The following is a 15,726-nucleotide window of genomic DNA, read 5'->3' on the forward strand; positions in this document are numbered from 1 at the left end:
CTGACCAATTGCTAGGCTGTTTGATCGATGTGAATTTTCGCATCGATCGAGGGAATTCTCGTGTTCTTTGTACGAATCAAATGCCTTCTCGGCAGTCGTGCATGTCCAAAACGGGGGGTTCCTAAGCTGGTATACTTCCACAAAATTCTGCCCGTGCCCAAACTCAATTCACTCGATTTCATATGAGATACGCCTTCCGTCTTGCCGAATTGCTCGGCCATACCCCGGACCGCAGAAAACGTCCGGGGACAATTAAGTCAATTGTTGAGCACACTGGTTTGGACCGCCACCAAGTCGCCTCGCTTTTGAAGAACGAGGCGAAGTACATCCCGCTGGATGCTCTTTCGCGGATTTGTGACTATTTGATCGATCATGGATATGCGACCGCTGATGAATTGCCAGGTTCGCTGTTCGCTGTTAACGCAGAGAACTTCTGGGAATTACTTGCCCGCCGTGGCGAGATCGAAATTGTCCTTGGTGTTCGCGAAAGCACCGAAGGCGGATCGCCTGACAATGCAACCGTCGTCGCGAGCGATGCGGTGTTGTTCGGCGAATTGCTGAACGGTGTGTCCACGTTGGGAGGGGCGGCAAAGCACCAAGGTTCCGCCGATAAGGATGCGTCCGAAGGCGAAGATTTGCCAAGCAACGGCGAAACGTTGATGCCGAACAAGATTCAACAAACGCTCGTTTGGAGTCCGGGTCAGGTTTCCATCGAAGACGCTCGAGAACGTGCAAACGAAGTGATGGAAGGGTTTGTGGAAGCGACCGGCGACCGCGGGATGGTTTGCATCGGCAGCGTCAAAAGTAACCCAGTCGTCGAATTGTTGTTTGCAGACGTATTCGGATGCACTCCGTTTGTCACCGAAGACGACGTTGACGATGTGTCGGCGAGATCATGCCCGTTTTTCCTTCGCTACCGCGATAGTGATCCGCAACCAGGCGGAGCGTCCGCGGGTGTGCGGTTGAGTAAAAATGAAGACGCGCCGGAGCCAGGTTTCTATTACGAAAAAGATGACGGAACTTGGGCCTACGCTGGCGGTAAGAACAAAGACACGGCGCTTGTGTTCTACATTTTCCGCGAAGCACTTGGGCGACTTGACATGGTGTTGAGCGGGTTTTCGGGACGGGCAACGCGATTGCTTGCGAAGACGATCGCAATCCGAGGCGAAGAATTCTGGCCACCGGTTTATGAAAAAGATGGCGTCCAACTGGGGGCTTACTTGGTGCAATACGAGGACAACGAGCATGCCCCCACCCGCGATGACTTGATGTACAACGCGGGCGGAGCAGCGACGATCATGCCTCTATCAACCGAAGCGATCGCCAAGCGAATGGTTCGTCGGTAGTTGAAGCAACGAAGCGGCAGCAATGATGCTGCCCAAAAGTGCCAGTGCGAGGTCTTTCTGGGGATCCCAAACGTCGCCCTGTTGCCCGTTGTAAGCTTCGGCTTGCCCGGGCGATAACTGGACGGCGATTTGCCATTCCAGAATTTCATAGACCGCACCGATCGACATTACGACGGCAATCGACATGATGGCCGCGCCCGTAGGACGCATTCCGAACCCGCGGCGCAGCCATTCGGACGCAGGCGGGACAATCAATAAACCTGATGCAAAGTGTACGAATCGGTCGTAGTGATTTCGTTGCCACCCCGTTTGCTCGGACAACGAAAACCCCGTCAACCAAGCGAAGAATTCGTCATACGGTACAAACGAATAAATCCACGTTGCACCGATCAGGTGAAGCCACCAAAACGCGATGATGCAGCCGAACGATAACGAAGTCAGACCATAGCGAACGACGACGAAAGCGAGCAGCAATAATCCGACGGCCGTTGGAATATGTTGCAATAAGAGTTGTTCAGGATAAACGCTGATCGCAAACGTCAAGCACGCCGCCATCATCGTTGTCGCGATCACCAGCAGTCGCGTTTTCATGCGTTACCGTTCTTGAAATAGCTAATGGGCTAGAAACGAAGCGGCTTGTTCCGGCCTACGTTTATTACCCATTCTAAGCAGACTTTAAAACCGCCAACTGGCCTGGATGAATACGCCGTCATCGAGGTCTCGTTCTAGATCTTCGCTGACGTATTCCAGTGACCTTCCAAAAGCGTAGCCTGTTTCGATGAACAGGCCGCGGTTGCCAGCTCGAATGACTTCATAGCCGGCCATCAATCGATAGTCGCGAATCGTCAATTGATCCTTGCGGCCGTTGTCACGCGAAACCGCCCACGAATTGCCTCCGAAACCTGCACCAAGATAGACCCAGCCTTCGGCTTCGCCGCCTTGCTTCCACAAACGTTTCGACAACCTTGGTCTGGGGATCATGCCATCGAATTTTAAGTCGGGCGATGGCGTCCAGGTGAAACCAATCGCAGGCAGCAGGCTAACGTCTTCGCGGTCTAAGTAAACCGCGCCGACGGACACCTTCCAAACATCGCTGCATTGGTAATTCAAGAGTCCCAAACCAAAGATTCGTATCGCACCTTCGCTGGTCGTCAGGTCGCTGCGAACGGCGGGACTGACGATGATGGTCGTGGAGATTTTTTCAGTCCACGTTTTCTGGTTCAGAAACGTGACTCCGGTTTCGTACAACGTTTCCGGAACATCTAAATCGTTTCCAGAAATGCTGATTGATGGGCCGTTTAGATGGGTGGCTCGAAAGTATGGACGCAGGCCTAGGATGTTTTCCAAACTGCCAAGCGGAACTCCAAAACTGACCCGAGCTTCCTCGAACGTCATGTCCAGGCCGCCAAGCTTGCTGCCGGTGTCAAACAAGTGACCGCCCAAAACTTCGGCACCTTGATAGAAGCTCTTGCGAAACCGCTGAATCGGAATCTCGGCCATCTGATCGATTTGCTGGGGACGAAAATCGATCGGCGGAGCGACAGCGTTGGAGTCGAAAACCGAATAGGGCTCCGTTGCATCAGGATGGATTGCTGATGGCAGTGGTGGTGATTGACCGAAACAGTTCGGCATCGTTGTGACGGTTGCGACGTAGAAACATCCGAGCAACAGAATTGCGGGTGGCGTAACCCAAGAGATTGCAAATCGAAGCGTGGCCAAACTGATTCCTGTAACGTGCCGGAAAACAGTGGACTAACAAATTTGCGTGAGCTTGGTCTATAGAAATCAGGAAACTCGCTCGCGATTTGCCCCGACGAGCGAGTTTCCTGATGTTCCAAACTCTTGGTTCAGCGAAGTCCGCCCCACAGACTTGTCTGAACACCGAAGCATCGCACGTAAGTCGAGCGTGTGCGAATAATGAACACCTCAGTGATCCGTTTTCGTACCGCAAGCGTCCACGTATGCCGGTTGTCAGGTTTGGCTACGGCTCCTCCCCCCGCCTTGTGTGCGTTTTTTGAGCGTCTTGGATTCCAATCGGCAAAGCAGAATTTCTTGGGCTTTTAATGGTGATTGAAAATTTGCTATAGGCGACCGGTACCAGGCGATTGGTTTAGCCACTCGTATCCCCACGCTCACTCGTTTGCCACGGCAAATTCCATGATTCGACGTTTCTCGCCCGCACTTTGTCTTGGACTGATCTTCAGCACCTGCAGTGTCGCACACGCTGAACTGCCCAGTCTGCTTCGGATTTTTGGCAAAACAAAAGCAGCCGAAGTCGATGCCTCCAAGGTCTATGAATTGACTCAGGAAGATGGGCCTTGGTTGATCCTTGCATCCACGCTGGTTGGCGAAGGGGCTCGGGATCGGGCGAACAAGTTGGCAGTTGAAATCCGCAGCGAGCTTGGGTTGCCGGCATTTATCTACAAAGAAGACTTTGATTTTTCGGGCACGCTTCGTTACGACCAAATGAATTCAAAGCGGGTTCGTTATGCCAATGAATATCAGTACGAAGCCTACGTTGTTTTGGTCGGTGAGTATGACCGAGTCGACCACCCCAGCATTGAACGCGACCTGAAATCGATCAAGGTCGCAAAGCCGAGAGCGCTGGAAGATCCACGCGAACGTGCGGCTGAGCTGAACGGAGAAACGCAGGCCGGGGCCGTCAAGGTTGTCGCGACAATGTTAAAGTCCATGTCATCCGGTGGCAAAAAGCCAGGCCCGATGGCGGGCGCGTTTGCGACGCGCAATCCAATGTTGCCCGAAAACTATTTCGAGTCGCCCGTGGTGGATTCATTCGTCAGCGAATTGAACGAAGATTTTGATCAACACAACTTGTTGCAATGCGATGGGAAATTCACTGTCGTGGTAAAAACGTTCAGCGGTACCAACACAATTACATCGAACAGCAAAGAAGAAGACTCGTTCGTCCCGACCGGGAAGAAACTGGACAAGATGGCCAGGGACGCAAACATGATGGTCAGGGAACTTCGCAAGAAAGGCGTCGAGGCCTATCAATTCCACGACCGTGAGCGATCGATTGTGACCGTGGGCAGTTTTGAATCGCTTGGTAATGAGTTGCCAAACAAGGGCTTCCAATACAACCCGCAAATTCTGCAAACGATGCGAACCTACAGCGCCGTCAACGTTGATCCGCAACTCGCTCGCCAAGTCCCACGCAATTCAGGTCGCGCAAGTAACAACATCAACATGATTCCGTTTGACGTTGAACCAACACCGATCGCCATTCCAAAGAAAACCAAACGCAGTCTTTATGGTTCGTTGGGACGTCGGTAAACAACATGTTCGATTTAGTTCTTGGAACCAACAACCAAAAAAAACTGGTTGAGCTGCGGCTGCTATTGCCCGCGGATCGTTTTACGCTGACGACGCTTGCCGAAATCCCGGAATCGATTGACGTCGATGAAACGGGAACCACGTTCACTGAAAACGCTGCCTTGAAAGCGACTCAGCAAGCCAAGTTACTGGGCCGATGGGTGTTGGCCGAAGACAGCGGTTTGACCGTGGACGCTTTGAAGGGCCAGCCCGGTGTGTATTCCGCTCGCTACGCCGGCCAGCACGGTGATGATGAAGCGAACAACGAAAAGCTATTGAAGGAGCTCGAAGGCGTTCCGATGGATCGTCGAACAGCAAAGTTCAATTGTTATCTGTGCTTGTCGGATCCAGATGGCAACGTTCGGCTGGAAGGTCATGGAACCTGTGGCGGCGTGATCGCGACCGAGCGATCAGGAAACGCCGGATTCGGTTACGATCCATTGTTCGTGATCCCAGAATATCACCGAACGTTTGGCGAGTTAGACTTGGCGGTCAAGCGAGCGATCAGCCATCGCAGCCGAGCTCTTCGCAGCTTTGTGCCAAAGTTAGTGCGGCTGACGAATCAAGTCGATTAAGCGCAGCGAGGATTTCATGGAGAGACTGTGTTGAAGCGTAGCGAAACTCGCCAAGAGTTTCGGCCTGTGTTGAAACGTAGCGAAACTCGCCAAGAGTTTCGGCCTGCCGTTGGGGATTGCCGAAAGTCTTGGCGACTTCCGCTACAAAATGCTTCGTGGGAATCCCCAGTGCGCTGCCAAGGCATCGGCGGCTTCTTCGATATCGGTGATCTCGTTCCAGGGACCGTTTCGCAGGTATGCATGAGCGAGTTCGTGTGCGATGACGTACAGACCAAACTGGTGCTCGCACGTCGCTAAACGCTCTTTCAAAACGACGCAACGACTTCCGATGCCGTCGGCCGATGGCAACGCCATGATCAGTTTTAGTTTGTCACCACGCGAATGATTCATCTTCGTAATCGTGAACCGAACGTCGCTGGTGAAGTCTTCGATGACAGGTTCAGGCAACCGGCCAAGCACTTCGAGTAATCGCTGGCGTAGCGGATCACCTTGTGCGAATTCAACGACCAGGCAATCCAGCGGCGATGCAGGAATTTCACACACGATTGGGATGACTGCTGAATTATGGATCGGGTGAAGACATGAATTCGCGAACCGTTACTGATTCGCGAGCAGAAGGATCGTGCGGTTGATTGACGCCTGAAATCGGTTCGCCTGAAATCGTTTCAGCAGGGTGAAACGCATTCTCGACATCAATTCTACTCTGTTCCTGCTTCAATTCACTCATCAAGCGTCGTTCTCGTTTGGCTCTGATCAGGCTGAAGACAAAGATCACCATAAACACCGAGCTGATGACCAGCGTTGCGAAGGCCAGGTTGGCGGCGTACGCGTCAACGTTCTCGCCGTCTAAGTCGGGGACGACGAAATCACCCACTGGTGGATCAATAAATTGTTCGGCCAGCGCAATCCCGTATCCGCATCTGGCCAGGGCTGCGACAACGGCAAACAACATGATCGTGGCCGCGGCGGTAACCGAATTGCGGCGTCGGTGCGGGTTCAGCCCCACCACACCGCAGAAAAGCACAGGAATGCCGAACATCATCGGAATGAACAACGCAGGCATTTTTAGCGGTGTTCCCACCATCGCGACTGCGGAAAGCCCGCAGAGAAGCAGACCGAAAATTATGCTGACTCTTGCCATGGCGGAACTGTAGCGTCCCGGTTACCGCTAAGCGAGTCCCGTTAGCTTTGTTGGATTGGGCTGGGGAGATTTGAAGGTGCGCTCTGCCGTAACTCGCTTCACTCGCTACGGCCTACGTTTGACGACCATTGTCTTCGGTCCATTGGAAACGATGATGAAAGCGACCTGCCCGTAGCTGATCCCGCCAGGGTTCAGTCGAGCCTAATTCGACTGTGGACTGAACCGATCGAGAACTGAACCGATCGTGAACTGAACCCTGGCGGGATCAGCTACGTTTAACATCGTCACTTAGCCTTGTTCCATCTTTAAGACGGGCAGTCGGCCGCGTCGTTCAATCTGGTTGCGGATCGCGTCGGGCGTGTTGTCCGCTGGGACTTGCCGCTCGCTGGGTGGAATTTCGGGCGGGACGTATCGGCTGCCTTGGCGAGATCCTCGGGCGGCGAATTCGGCTTCGATCGATTGCCGGATTCCCGATTTTCGTAAGCACCATTTGGGCTCGATCAAAAAATCCGGCGGTGCATCACCGCTGACTCGTTCGACGATCGTTTCAGGCGGAATCCGTTCCAGAAAATCGACAACGGTTTTCACGTAGTCGTCACGTTCCATCATCTTGATCTCGCCACGCAACACCTGTTCGCCCAGCGGCGTGCCGCGAACCGAATACAGGTTATGCAGCTTGATCGCATCGAATCCCAGCCTGCCAATTTCGGCCGCCGTTTCCATCATCATCTCGTGCGTTTCGCCTGGGATCCCCAGAATCACATGCGCACAGCATTCAAACCCGCGACCTCGGCTGCGGTCGATTGCATTGATAAGATCTTCGTGGCAATGCGCCCGATTCATCCACGTCAGCCCATCATCGTGGATCGTTTGCATTCCAAACTCCAACGACACGTATGACCGTTCGCCAAGTTCTTCGATCAGTTCCAGAACCGATTCAGGCAAACAATCCGGTCGCGTTCCGATCGCCAGTCCGACCACGGGCGCACCAGATTCTTGGAAGCTGAGGGCCAACTCAAAGACTTCCCGCAATTGCTCGACGGGTGCGTAGGTGTTGGTTGCGGGTTGGAAATAGGCGATGAATCCGGCGACCTTTTTGTACCGCTCGCGAACCGTCACGATGCCGCTGGAAAGTTGGTCGTGGACCTGTTTCAACCGCACGCGTCGCGAGGGGCTGAACGAACGATTGTCACAAAAATTGCATCCGCCTTTGGCGACCGCTCCGTCAACATTGGGGCAAGTAAACCCAGCATCGATGCTGACGCGTTGAATCCGGCCCCCAAACCGGCGGCGAAGTGCAGCACCAAAATTGTTGATGGGTGGCCCGTCGATTGGCCCGTCGATTGATTCGTCGATTGGTTCGTCGATTGGTTCGTCAATTGTCATGAACGACTAAGCGATTGAGGAAAAAGTGGTTGCCAAACGGGGTATCCGGGTCAAAATGGCGATGCGTGAAGTTTTTCACGAATTCCCGTTTTTTGACAATGTATCCGTTGTCTCTGTTACCGTCGCCCTTATTCCCGTTTGCCATAATTAAGAGTAGTCCCGTGCCTGAACAAGAACCCGAAGTTGTCTATGCCGGTCCGTTCGGACAGTTAACCCCCGTCGGTGGCGGTGATCCAATTCCGCTTGTCAAAGAGCGTTTGCTAATCGGACGTCGTGGCGAAGTTGATATCCAGTTGAAGTTCCCGAACGTTTCGAGCCAGCATTGTCGCTTAACGTTGGAACATGGTTACTGGTTCGTCAAGGATCTGAACAGTCGTAATGGAACGAAGGTTGACGAGCGAGCCGTGATGCGGAAGCGAGTCGATCCCGGCAGCAAGCTTTCCATCGCCAAGCACCATTACGTGTGCGAGTATGAACCGCAGTCGCTCGGGGCCTACGGGCCACCGCCTGCGGACGATGATTACATGGAAGAGCTAATGAAGAGTTCGCTGATGGATCGCGCGGGCTTGAGCAATCGCAAGAAAACTCGCGGTAGCGAGTAGGTGATTTCGCGTTGCTTTAGAGGTGTTTTTTTGCCGTGAACGCTCGGACGTTGTCGTCATTTCTCCCCAGAAGTCGGGTTAAGACTGCGATCGTCTCAGAAAATGATGGGTTTTTACAACAGCCACGCTGGGAAGTCCTTTTCTGGCCGTTTTAACGCCCAGAGCGAGTGCAGCAAAATGAAAACTTAAGTGCGGATTCATGTGATGCATTCGATGGCCGACTTGATACCATCTATAATGGAAAACGCTGCGGCGGGTAGGTTAACCCGCATCGCAGTGCATGTATTTTGCCGCGTTCGGCGCGGCACAGTACCAGTTTTCCCCTTCGCGGGCGATGGCTCGATATAAACTTTTTTTCTCCGGGAGTCTTTCAAGATGAACAAGAACTTTTCTAAGACCCGTGGTTTCACCTTGGTGGAACTGCTGGTCGTGATCGCCATTATTGGCGTGTTGGTGGGGCTGCTGTTGCCAGCCGTCCAAGCGGCTCGCGAAGCTGCACGGCGCATGAGTTGTAGCAACAATGTCAAGCAGTTGGGCCTTGCGCTCCACAACTACCATTCGGCCTTCAATCAATTGACGATGCAGGGAACGGGTACAAAATCGGGGACTCCTGATGGGCCTCTGACTGACGTTGCCCATATCTATGCTGCGGTCAATGCCCACAATTCGATGCAGTTGAGCGCGATGGTTGGATTGACTCCATTTTTCGAGCAGCAGGCCCTTTGGGAGCAGATCTCCAATCCGCTGTGGGTTGACGCGAACGGCAACGGAACGATTGACGCTGGCGAACAGTATCCGGCAATGGGCCCGCACCCGCTAACAGGTGGTGTTGTTTATACACCATGGTTGACGGAGATAGCAACGCTTCGCTGCCCCAGTGACCCGGGAACGGGGCTGCCAGCAAAAGGCCGCAGCAACTACGCCTTTTGCTTGGGCGATTCGCAGCGGACCGAAGCATCGGGGGCTCGCAACGCTGCGTTGGAGCTAAACGGCGGTCACTTCGACACTTGGGATCCCGATGGATTCGCGGTGAATGCAAGATCAGCGCAGCGTGGAATGTTTGGAAAGCATTACCAAGGCGGTTTTCGAGATTGCTTGGATGGTTTGTCCAACACAATTGCGATGGGCGAGATTGTGACCTACTTAGGTGACCGAGACGTTCGCTCGAGTGCCGCGAATCGAGCTAATTCTCACCTTCACGTTGTGAATTGCGATGACGATCCCGACCCGTTGCGTCCGCGATTCTGGAAGCCGCAAGTTGAGGTTCCGGTTGACGTCGATACCACCCGCACTCGCGAAGCGCGTGGGTACCAGTGGGCTGTGGCGAATATGATGCAAACAGGATTTGTCACGATCAAGCCTCCGAACTCGCTGATCTGTTCAGGCAACGCGAGGCAGGCAGGAGTCTTTGGCGCAAGTAGCAATCACCAAGGAGGCGCCCACGTCTTGATGGGTGACGGTGCTGTCAAGTTCATCACCGATTCCATCGAAGCGGGTAACCAACAGCAACGCAATGTCACGACCGGCACTGGTCCGGGCGTCATTAGTCCCTATGGTCTTTGGGGGTCACTTGGTACTCGGGCCTCGAAGGAAGTCATCGACGAAGAGTTTTGATCTTCGCAAGCCCGTTTAGCAATTCTTGATTGCTAAATCATTAGCATTGGCGAGCTAAGATCGGTGGTTTTAAAACCCTGAACTTAGCTTGCCATTCTTTCTAGGTAGTCACGGCCAATGTTTGGCCAGGTTTCAGTTAACAACGATTTAAAGAGTTCGATCATGTCATTTAGAAATGTCTGTTTCTCCATCGCCTTTGGTTCACTGATGGCAATGGGATGCGGTGGTGAATCAAACGCCGTTATTTCCCCTCCTGAAGGTGCACGGGAAATGACACCCGAGGAAATGGAAGAGTTCAACAAGAACGCTGCTGGCGACATGGAACCAGTCATTCGGGACTGAGTGCTAGATGGCGAAGGGGCAAGGCAAGCTAATCGGCCGAAGCCCCTAAGGTAGGCCGTAGCGAGCGGAGCGAGTTACGGCAGTGCAGCAAAAATGCTGTAACTCTCCACTAGTATTCCGCGTCACCTCAATTTTCGGGTAGCGGAACTCGCCAAGAGTTTCGGCTACGAGAGGGACGCCGAAAGTCTACGCGACTTCCGCTACCTCCTAACCGAAGATTGAGCTGACATGGACTGCTAGTTTCGGCTTACAAAGTCTGCCGATTGGCGTGCCTGTACGCGATAGCGAAGCTGTCGAGTCAATTCCCATGAAACCGTCGGCGGTACTGTCCCGGAGTACAGTCGACGGTGCGGCGGAATGCGGTGACCAAATGTGCGGACGTTTTGTAGCTGACCATGTGGGCAATTTGCTCCAGGCTGTAAGTCGTTTCCGCCAACAGCATCCGCACGCGGTCGATTCGCACTCGTTCAATTTCCTCTCGCGGTGTGCGAGATAGAATCTGGCGAAAGCGTCGTTCCAGGGTCGCTCGCGAGTAGGCGGTCGCTCTTAAGACATCTTCCACGCCAATGCCGTCGCACGCGTTTGATCGAATGTACTGAACGGCGGCGGCGAGATCTGTGTCTTCGATCGCCATCACATCGGTCGACATTCGCACGCAAAGTCGTGACGGTGGAATGAGGGTTCGTTTTTGTTTGGGCGTGGCCCCAGACATCAGTTCGGCCAAGGCGGTCGCCCCTTCAAAGCCGATTCGATGAGCGTCGGGTTCAATGCTGGTCAGCGGCGGATTTGCTAGGTCGCAAATCACTTCGTCGTCATCGACGCCCAGCACTGCGACTTGATCAGGCACCTTTAGTCTCGCGCGACGAGCAGCGATAAGCACCTGCCGGCCTCGCATATCGTTGCAGGCGAACACACCAAGCGGCTTTGGCTGGTCCTTTAACCATTGCTCAAGCTCCAGGTCGTCCAGTTCGCCCCCAAGCTCTGACGAAAGAGTTCCTGCGGGCTCGCCGACCGAAATCCCAGGGCTTTGTGGGGGCTTTCGCGACCCGGTTGAATCTTCGCTGGAATTGCCAGCCGGCTGGTAGTCGCGAGCGTTGACGCCTTTTTCTTTACAGATCCGCAAGAAAGCATCCCGACGTTCGTCCGAGAAATCGATCCCGTCGTAGCCACAAAATGCCAGCTCGCGAAACCCACGCTGCTGAAAATGCTCGATCGCCATTTCTGCGCAGGCTTTTGAATCGGTGTTTAGCGCCACGCCGCTGTCCGGAATAAACGCACCTCTTAAATCGACTGTCGGAACACCAAATTGCCGCACTGAATCGGCAATCATTTGGGTTTCAATTCTGGCAATCACGCCGTCGAAGGTTTGTCGTTTTACGACATCTGGTATGTCTTCCTGCAGTCCTCGTTCGAGATGCAAGACATGCCAAGGGCCGTGGGCACGCATGAACGAGGCGATGCCCATCAAGCAGTTTCGCCCATATGCACGAGACGATTCGATCAGCAAGAGGACGTGAGGCATTTCGGGAATGTCCTCCGTTTGCGGCGATGTGTTTTTCATGGTCTGGTCACCAGGGCTTTTCTCGCTAAGCAAATTTTACTGCGTTAATTCCATGACAGAAAGCCGGTTTCAACCAGCCGTGCAAACAATGTACACAAAAAAAACATGACAAAACCCTGCTGCAGTAAAAGTGAAACGAAAAGATGCCCCCGTGCAACGCCTAGACCTTTCGTGTCGTTTAAACTCTGTTGTTGGCTGGCGAGGTCATATTTACGACAACGTTGCGATGCAGCGGTATCAATCGGCTTTGAAAAGCGAAGAAACGTTTCGAATATCCGGTGCTTTGTCTAGTCATGAGCGACCGACGGACGAATGAACGGCGGATGGACGGAAGAATCAACGAGTAGCGAGTTCAAAAACATCCTTTCCAAACTAATTAAATCCTTACCGATACCACTGAAGCGACAGGGGCAATGGAATAATGGACATGAAAATGAAACAAGTCAAAGCATGGTCTGAATCGGTTGCGATTCCCACTTATGGAATTGGTCAGCCAGACCGCAATCCGATGTTTCTGGAAAAGCGGGTCTATCAAGGTTCCAGCGGAGCGGTTTATCCGTTGCCAGTGATCGACCGAATTGATGACGAAAAACAAGACAAGGTTTGGCAGGCCATTTATCTTGAGAATCAATTCTTGAAGATCATGATTCTGCCCGAATTGGGTGGCCGTATTCACATGGCACTCGACAAGACCAACGACTACCACTTTGTCTATCACAACCAAGTGATCAAGCCTGCGTTGGTTGGATTGGCGGGCCCCTGGATCAGTGGCGGTATCGAATTCAATTGGCCGCAACACCACCGCCCCAATACCTACGGCCCCGTGGATTCCACGATCGAAGAGAATGAAGACGGGTCGTGTACCGTTTGGTGCCACGAAATCGATCGCATGCACCGAACAGAGTGCCGGCATGGTTTTACGCTGCACCCCGATTCGGCCTATGTGCAGATCGATGCAAAGATGTTCAATCGAACAACATTGCCTCAAACGTTTTTGTGGTGGGCCAACCCAGCCGTCTCGGTGGGCGATGATCACCAATCGATTTTCCCGCCTGATGTCAGTGCGGTGATGGATCATGGGAAACGTGATGTGTCGAACTTCCCAATCGCAACAGGGACCTATTACAAGGTCGATTACGGTCAAGGTCCCGAACAAGCGGACAACGGAAAACCCGGCACCGATATTTCACGCTATCGAAATATCCCCGTGCCGACGTCCTACATGGCAGCGAAGAGTGATTACAACTTTGTCGGCAGTTACGACCACGGCCACCGCGCCGGGTTGCTGCATATTTGTGATCACAATGTCAGCCCCGGCAAGAAACAATGGACCTGGGGCAATGGCGAATTCGGGCAGGCCTGGGATCGGCATTTGACCGACGAAGATGGACCTTACATCGAATTGATGTGCGGCGTTTACACTGACAATCAGCCGGACTTTACTTGGTTGATGCCGGGTGAGCAGAAGGCGTTCACGCAGTACTTTATGCCATACAAAGGCATCGGGCTGATCGGCAACGCGACGATCGAAGCAGCCGTCGGAATGTCGGTTGATTCAAACGTTGCAACGATCCGAGCCTACACGACGTCTGAACAGACCGACGCCGAAATCCGTTTGTCGCTGCGTGGCGAATGCTTGGGGACGTGCAAGTTCAATGCTTCACCGGCCGACCATTTTGAGTGCGAGCTTTCGGTTCCCAGCGACGCAGTTCTCAGCGACTTGACGGTTTCCGTTTACGACGCAAGCGGCCGCGTTTTGGTTTCGTACACGCCGCCAAAATCAAAGCACGAAGTTCCAGAAGCCGCCAAGGAAATTGACGTTCCCCAGAAGCTAGAAAACACCGAGGCGTTGTTTCTAGCCGGCCAACACCTGGAACAGTATCGGCACGCGACGCGTCAACCGATGGATTACTACGACGAAGGACTAAGCCGCGACCAGGGCGACGCACGATGCAACAATGCGAAGGGAAAGCTGCTGGCACGTCGCGGCTGTTTTGCCGAATCGATTCCTTACTTTGAAAAGTCAATTCAAACGCTAACGCGGCACAACCCGAACGCTTACGACTGCGAACCGCTTTACAACCTTGGGTTGTCGCTTCGTGCGGTGGGCCGTTTGGGCGATGCGGGTCGCGCTTTCGGAAAAGCCAGTTGGGGTGGTGCTTGGCAGGGACAGGCGTTCTTTGAAATGGCTCGGTTGGCGGGCCGGTTTGGCAATCACGACGAGGCGGTTGAAAGGTGCCAGCGTTGTCTGGAAATCCAGGGCAACCATGACCAAGCAAGGCACTTGTTGATCTCGCTTCATCGCGGCACGCCGAAGCATCAGGAATTGATCGAAGATTACCTTAGCGTGAATCCGTTTTGTTTCGGTGCTTTGTACGAACAAGCCGTTGCGACGGAGGACTACGAAACCTACGACGCCCGCTGCCGCGATGACGAGAACACGGTGATCGAGTTGGCGTTGGATTATGCCGCGTTTGGCGATGATCAGACCGCAGCAAACGTGCTGGAACATTTGCTTTCGCGAGTACCGTCGGCGTCCTGCATGGTGTACTACCATCTCGCCAGCCTGTATTCCAATCTCGGTCGGGACCAGGATGCCGCCAAACAACGCGAACTCGCCCGATCGACCGAAACGTTGATGTTCGCGAATAAGCTGGAAGACATTCCGGTTCTTGAATCGGCCATGGCTGCCGAAGGCGGTGATGCGGTTGCAGCGTATCAGCTTGGCAATCTTTGGTACGACCGACGGCAATACGACAAAGCCGTTAAGTGCTGGGAAGAATCCAAGCGTATCGATCCCTCTTTCCCAACTGTTTGGCGAAACCTGTCGTTGGCTTACTTGAACCAGCAAGGCGATAACGACGCTGCCTGGGACGCGATGAAGCAAGCGTTCGATCTGAATCCAACGGACGCTCGCGTGTTGTTTGAATTAGATCAATTGGCGATTCGTCTTTGTCATTCGCCTGCCGATCGTCTCGCACGATTGAAACAGTATCCGGATTTGGTTGACCGTCGAGACGACTTGTACTTGCAGTGGGTCACGCTGCACAATTTGGTCGGTGATCATCAAGCCGCGTTGGACGCATTGTTGCAGCGGAATTTCCATCCGTGGGAAGGCGGCGAAGGCAAGATTCCATTGCAGTACGCGACGGCATTGACGCAGTTAGGCTGCGAAGCTCTCTGCAGCGAACAACTCGACCAAGCCAGCCAGTTCCTTGAACGGGCAACGCATTGGCCAGAGAATCTTGGCGAAGGCAAACTGATCGGGACCCAAGAAAACAACATTCATTACTGGCTTGGATGCGTTGCCGAGCAACTCAATGATGCGTCGGCTGCGGAAGAGTGGTTCCGAAAAGCCAGTTCAGGGCCAAGCGAACCGACTTCGGCGATGTATTACAACGACCAACCACCGCACATGGTTTATTACCAAGGGTTGGCGTTTGAAAAGCTTGGGATGATGGACGAGGCGAAAACTCGTTTTCAAAAGCTAATTGACTACGGCAACCAACACATCGACGAAGCCGTAACGATCGATTACTTCGCGGTATCGCTGCCTGATTTCTTGGTGTTCGATCCAGACATTCAATTGCAACATCAAATCCACTGCCGTTACATGATGGCGCTAGGCTATCTTGGGTTGGGTAAATCAGAAGAAGCAAGCAAGCTGTTCACCGAGATCCTTGACCAACAGCCCGATCACCTTGGTGCCAACATTCATCAAGTGGTTTCGCAAACCGCGATCAGTTAAAAAGTCGGAAGTCCGGTAGTGATGAATCGGGCAGCTACGAATCGGTAAGCTGTGACTTGGTAAGCTATGACTCGGGAA

General features: G+C 53.4%; 13 protein-coding genes. 7 read left to right on the forward strand and 6 right to left on the reverse strand.

The genetic code is table 11. The features are described from left to right. Positions 1 to 182 precede the first annotated feature (182 nt). Positions 183 to 1,346, forward strand: a complete 1,164-nt coding sequence (locus RC85_RS03255; protein WP_068258598.1) for a helix-turn-helix domain-containing protein — start codon at positions 183 to 185, stop codon at positions 1,344 to 1,346. Here RC85_RS03255 and RC85_RS03260 read toward each other — a convergent pair. Both RC85_RS03260 and RC85_RS03265 read right to left on the reverse strand, forming a co-directional pair. Further along, on the reverse strand, positions 1,308 to 1,937 hold the full coding sequence (locus RC85_RS03260) for a DUF2238 domain-containing protein (protein WP_068258600.1): 630 nt from the start codon (positions 1,935 to 1,937) through the stop codon (positions 1,308 to 1,310). The genes RC85_RS03255 and RC85_RS03260 overlap by 39 nt on opposite strands. An 84-nt stretch (positions 1,938 to 2,021) precedes the next feature. Continuing rightward, entirely contained in the window at positions 2,022 to 3,065 is a 1,044-nt protein-coding gene (locus RC85_RS03265; protein ID WP_068258602.1) for a hypothetical protein, read from the reverse strand. Between the two features lie 438 nt (positions 3,066 to 3,503). Here RC85_RS03265 and RC85_RS03270 point away from each other — a divergent pair, with 438 nt between their 5' ends. Together RC85_RS03270 and rdgB are read left to right on the forward strand one after the other, a co-directional pair. Further along, the gene (locus tag RC85_RS03270; protein ID WP_068258606.1) at positions 3,504 to 4,640 is read left to right on the forward strand and encodes a hypothetical protein; all 1,137 of its coding nucleotides are present in this window, start codon (positions 3,504 to 3,506) and stop codon (positions 4,638 to 4,640) included. A 5-nt stretch (positions 4,641 to 4,645) separates the two neighbouring features. After that, a complete protein-coding gene (rdgB, locus tag RC85_RS03275) occupies positions 4,646 to 5,254 on the forward strand; it encodes an RdgB/HAM1 family non-canonical purine NTP pyrophosphatase (protein WP_068258614.1) in 609 nt (202 codons plus the stop codon). 141 nt (positions 5,255 to 5,395) lie between these two features. Here the strand turns inward: rdgB and RC85_RS03280 are convergent, their stop codons facing one another. From RC85_RS03280 to mnmL, 3 genes are all read right to left on the reverse strand, one after another. Continuing rightward, positions 5,396 to 5,797: a zinc metalloprotease gene (locus RC85_RS03280; RefSeq protein ID WP_235033449.1), complete on the reverse strand. Its 402-nt coding sequence runs from the start codon at positions 5,795 to 5,797 to the stop codon at positions 5,396 to 5,398. Between the two features lie 19 nt (positions 5,798 to 5,816). Further along, positions 5,817 to 6,395 carry a hypothetical protein gene (locus RC85_RS03285; protein WP_149753005.1) on the reverse strand — a complete coding sequence of 193 codons (579 nt, stop codon included), beginning with the start codon at positions 6,393 to 6,395 and terminating at the stop codon, positions 5,817 to 5,819. Positions 6,396 to 6,683: 288 nt separating this feature from the next. After that, positions 6,684 to 7,781, reverse strand: coding sequence for a tRNA modification radical SAM protein MnmL/YtqA (gene mnmL, locus RC85_RS03290; RefSeq protein WP_068258618.1), 1,098 nt, complete (start codon positions 7,779 to 7,781; stop codon positions 6,684 to 6,686). A gap of 161 nt (positions 7,782 to 7,942) precedes the next feature. Here mnmL and RC85_RS03295 point away from each other — a divergent pair, with 161 nt between their 5' ends. The 3 genes from RC85_RS03295 to RC85_RS03305 all read left to right on the forward strand — a co-directional run bounded on the left by RC85_RS03295 (position 7,943) and on the right by RC85_RS03305 (position 10,339). Next, positions 7,943 to 8,383 carry an FHA domain-containing protein gene (locus tag RC85_RS03295; RefSeq protein ID WP_068258620.1) on the forward strand — a complete coding sequence of 147 codons (441 nt, stop codon included), beginning with the start codon at positions 7,943 to 7,945 and terminating at the stop codon, positions 8,381 to 8,383. 375 nt (positions 8,384 to 8,758) lie between these two features. After that, entirely contained in the window at positions 8,759 to 9,997 is a 1,239-nt protein-coding gene (locus tag RC85_RS03300) for a DUF1559 family PulG-like putative transporter (RefSeq protein ID WP_068258622.1), read from the forward strand. Positions 9,998 to 10,159: 162 nt separating this feature from the next. Continuing rightward, complete coding sequence (locus tag RC85_RS03305; protein WP_149753006.1) at positions 10,160 to 10,339, forward strand: hypothetical protein; 180 nt, start codon at positions 10,160 to 10,162, stop codon at positions 10,337 to 10,339. 298 nt (positions 10,340 to 10,637) lie between these two features. Here RC85_RS03305 and RC85_RS03310 read toward each other — a convergent pair whose 3' ends face one another. Further along, the gene (locus RC85_RS03310; protein WP_068258626.1) at positions 10,638 to 11,900 is read right to left on the reverse strand and encodes an AraC family transcriptional regulator; all 1,263 of its coding nucleotides are present in this window, start codon (positions 11,898 to 11,900) and stop codon (positions 10,638 to 10,640) included. A gap of 427 nt (positions 11,901 to 12,327) precedes the next feature. Here RC85_RS03310 and RC85_RS03315 point away from each other — a divergent pair, with 427 nt between their 5' ends. After that, positions 12,328 to 15,648, forward strand: coding sequence for a DUF5107 domain-containing protein (locus tag RC85_RS03315; protein WP_235033450.1), 3,321 nt, complete (start codon positions 12,328 to 12,330; stop codon positions 15,646 to 15,648). Positions 15,649 to 15,726: the final 78 nt, after the last annotated feature.

The organism is Rubripirellula obstinata (assembly GCF_001642955.1).
Classification (GTDB): Bacteria; Planctomycetota; Planctomycetia; order Pirellulales; family Pirellulaceae; genus Rubripirellula; species Rubripirellula obstinata.

Excerpts from the sequence above, each read along its gene's own strand:
- RC85_RS03255 (WP_068258598.1), top strand. The coding sequence starts at position 183 with ATGAGATACGCCTTCCGTCTTGCCGAATTGCTCGGCCATACCCCGGAC.
- mnmL (WP_068258618.1), bottom strand. The coding sequence starts at position 7,781 with ATGACAATTGACGAACCAATCGACGAACCAATCGACGAATCAATCGAC.
- RC85_RS03315 (WP_235033450.1), top strand. The coding sequence starts at position 12,328 with ATGAAAATGAAACAAGTCAAAGCATGGTCTGAATCGGTTGCGATTCCC.
- RC85_RS03260 (WP_068258600.1), bottom strand. The coding sequence starts at position 1,937 with ATGAAAACGCGACTGCTGGTGATCGCGACAACGATGATGGCGGCGTGC.
- RC85_RS03285 (WP_149753005.1), bottom strand. The coding sequence starts at position 6,395 with ATGGCAAGAGTCAGCATAATTTTCGGTCTGCTTCTCTGCGGGCTTTCC.
- RC85_RS03300 (WP_068258622.1), top strand. The coding sequence starts at position 8,759 with ATGAACAAGAACTTTTCTAAGACCCGTGGTTTCACCTTGGTGGAACTG.
- RC85_RS03305 (WP_149753006.1), top strand. The coding sequence starts at position 10,160 with ATGTCATTTAGAAATGTCTGTTTCTCCATCGCCTTTGGTTCACTGATG.
- RC85_RS03310 (WP_068258626.1), bottom strand. The coding sequence starts at position 11,900 with ATGAAAAACACATCGCCGCAAACGGAGGACATTCCCGAAATGCCTCAC.
- rdgB (WP_068258614.1), top strand. The coding sequence starts at position 4,646 with ATGTTCGATTTAGTTCTTGGAACCAACAACCAAAAAAAACTGGTTGAG.
- RC85_RS03270 (WP_068258606.1), top strand. The coding sequence starts at position 3,504 with ATGATTCGACGTTTCTCGCCCGCACTTTGTCTTGGACTGATCTTCAGC.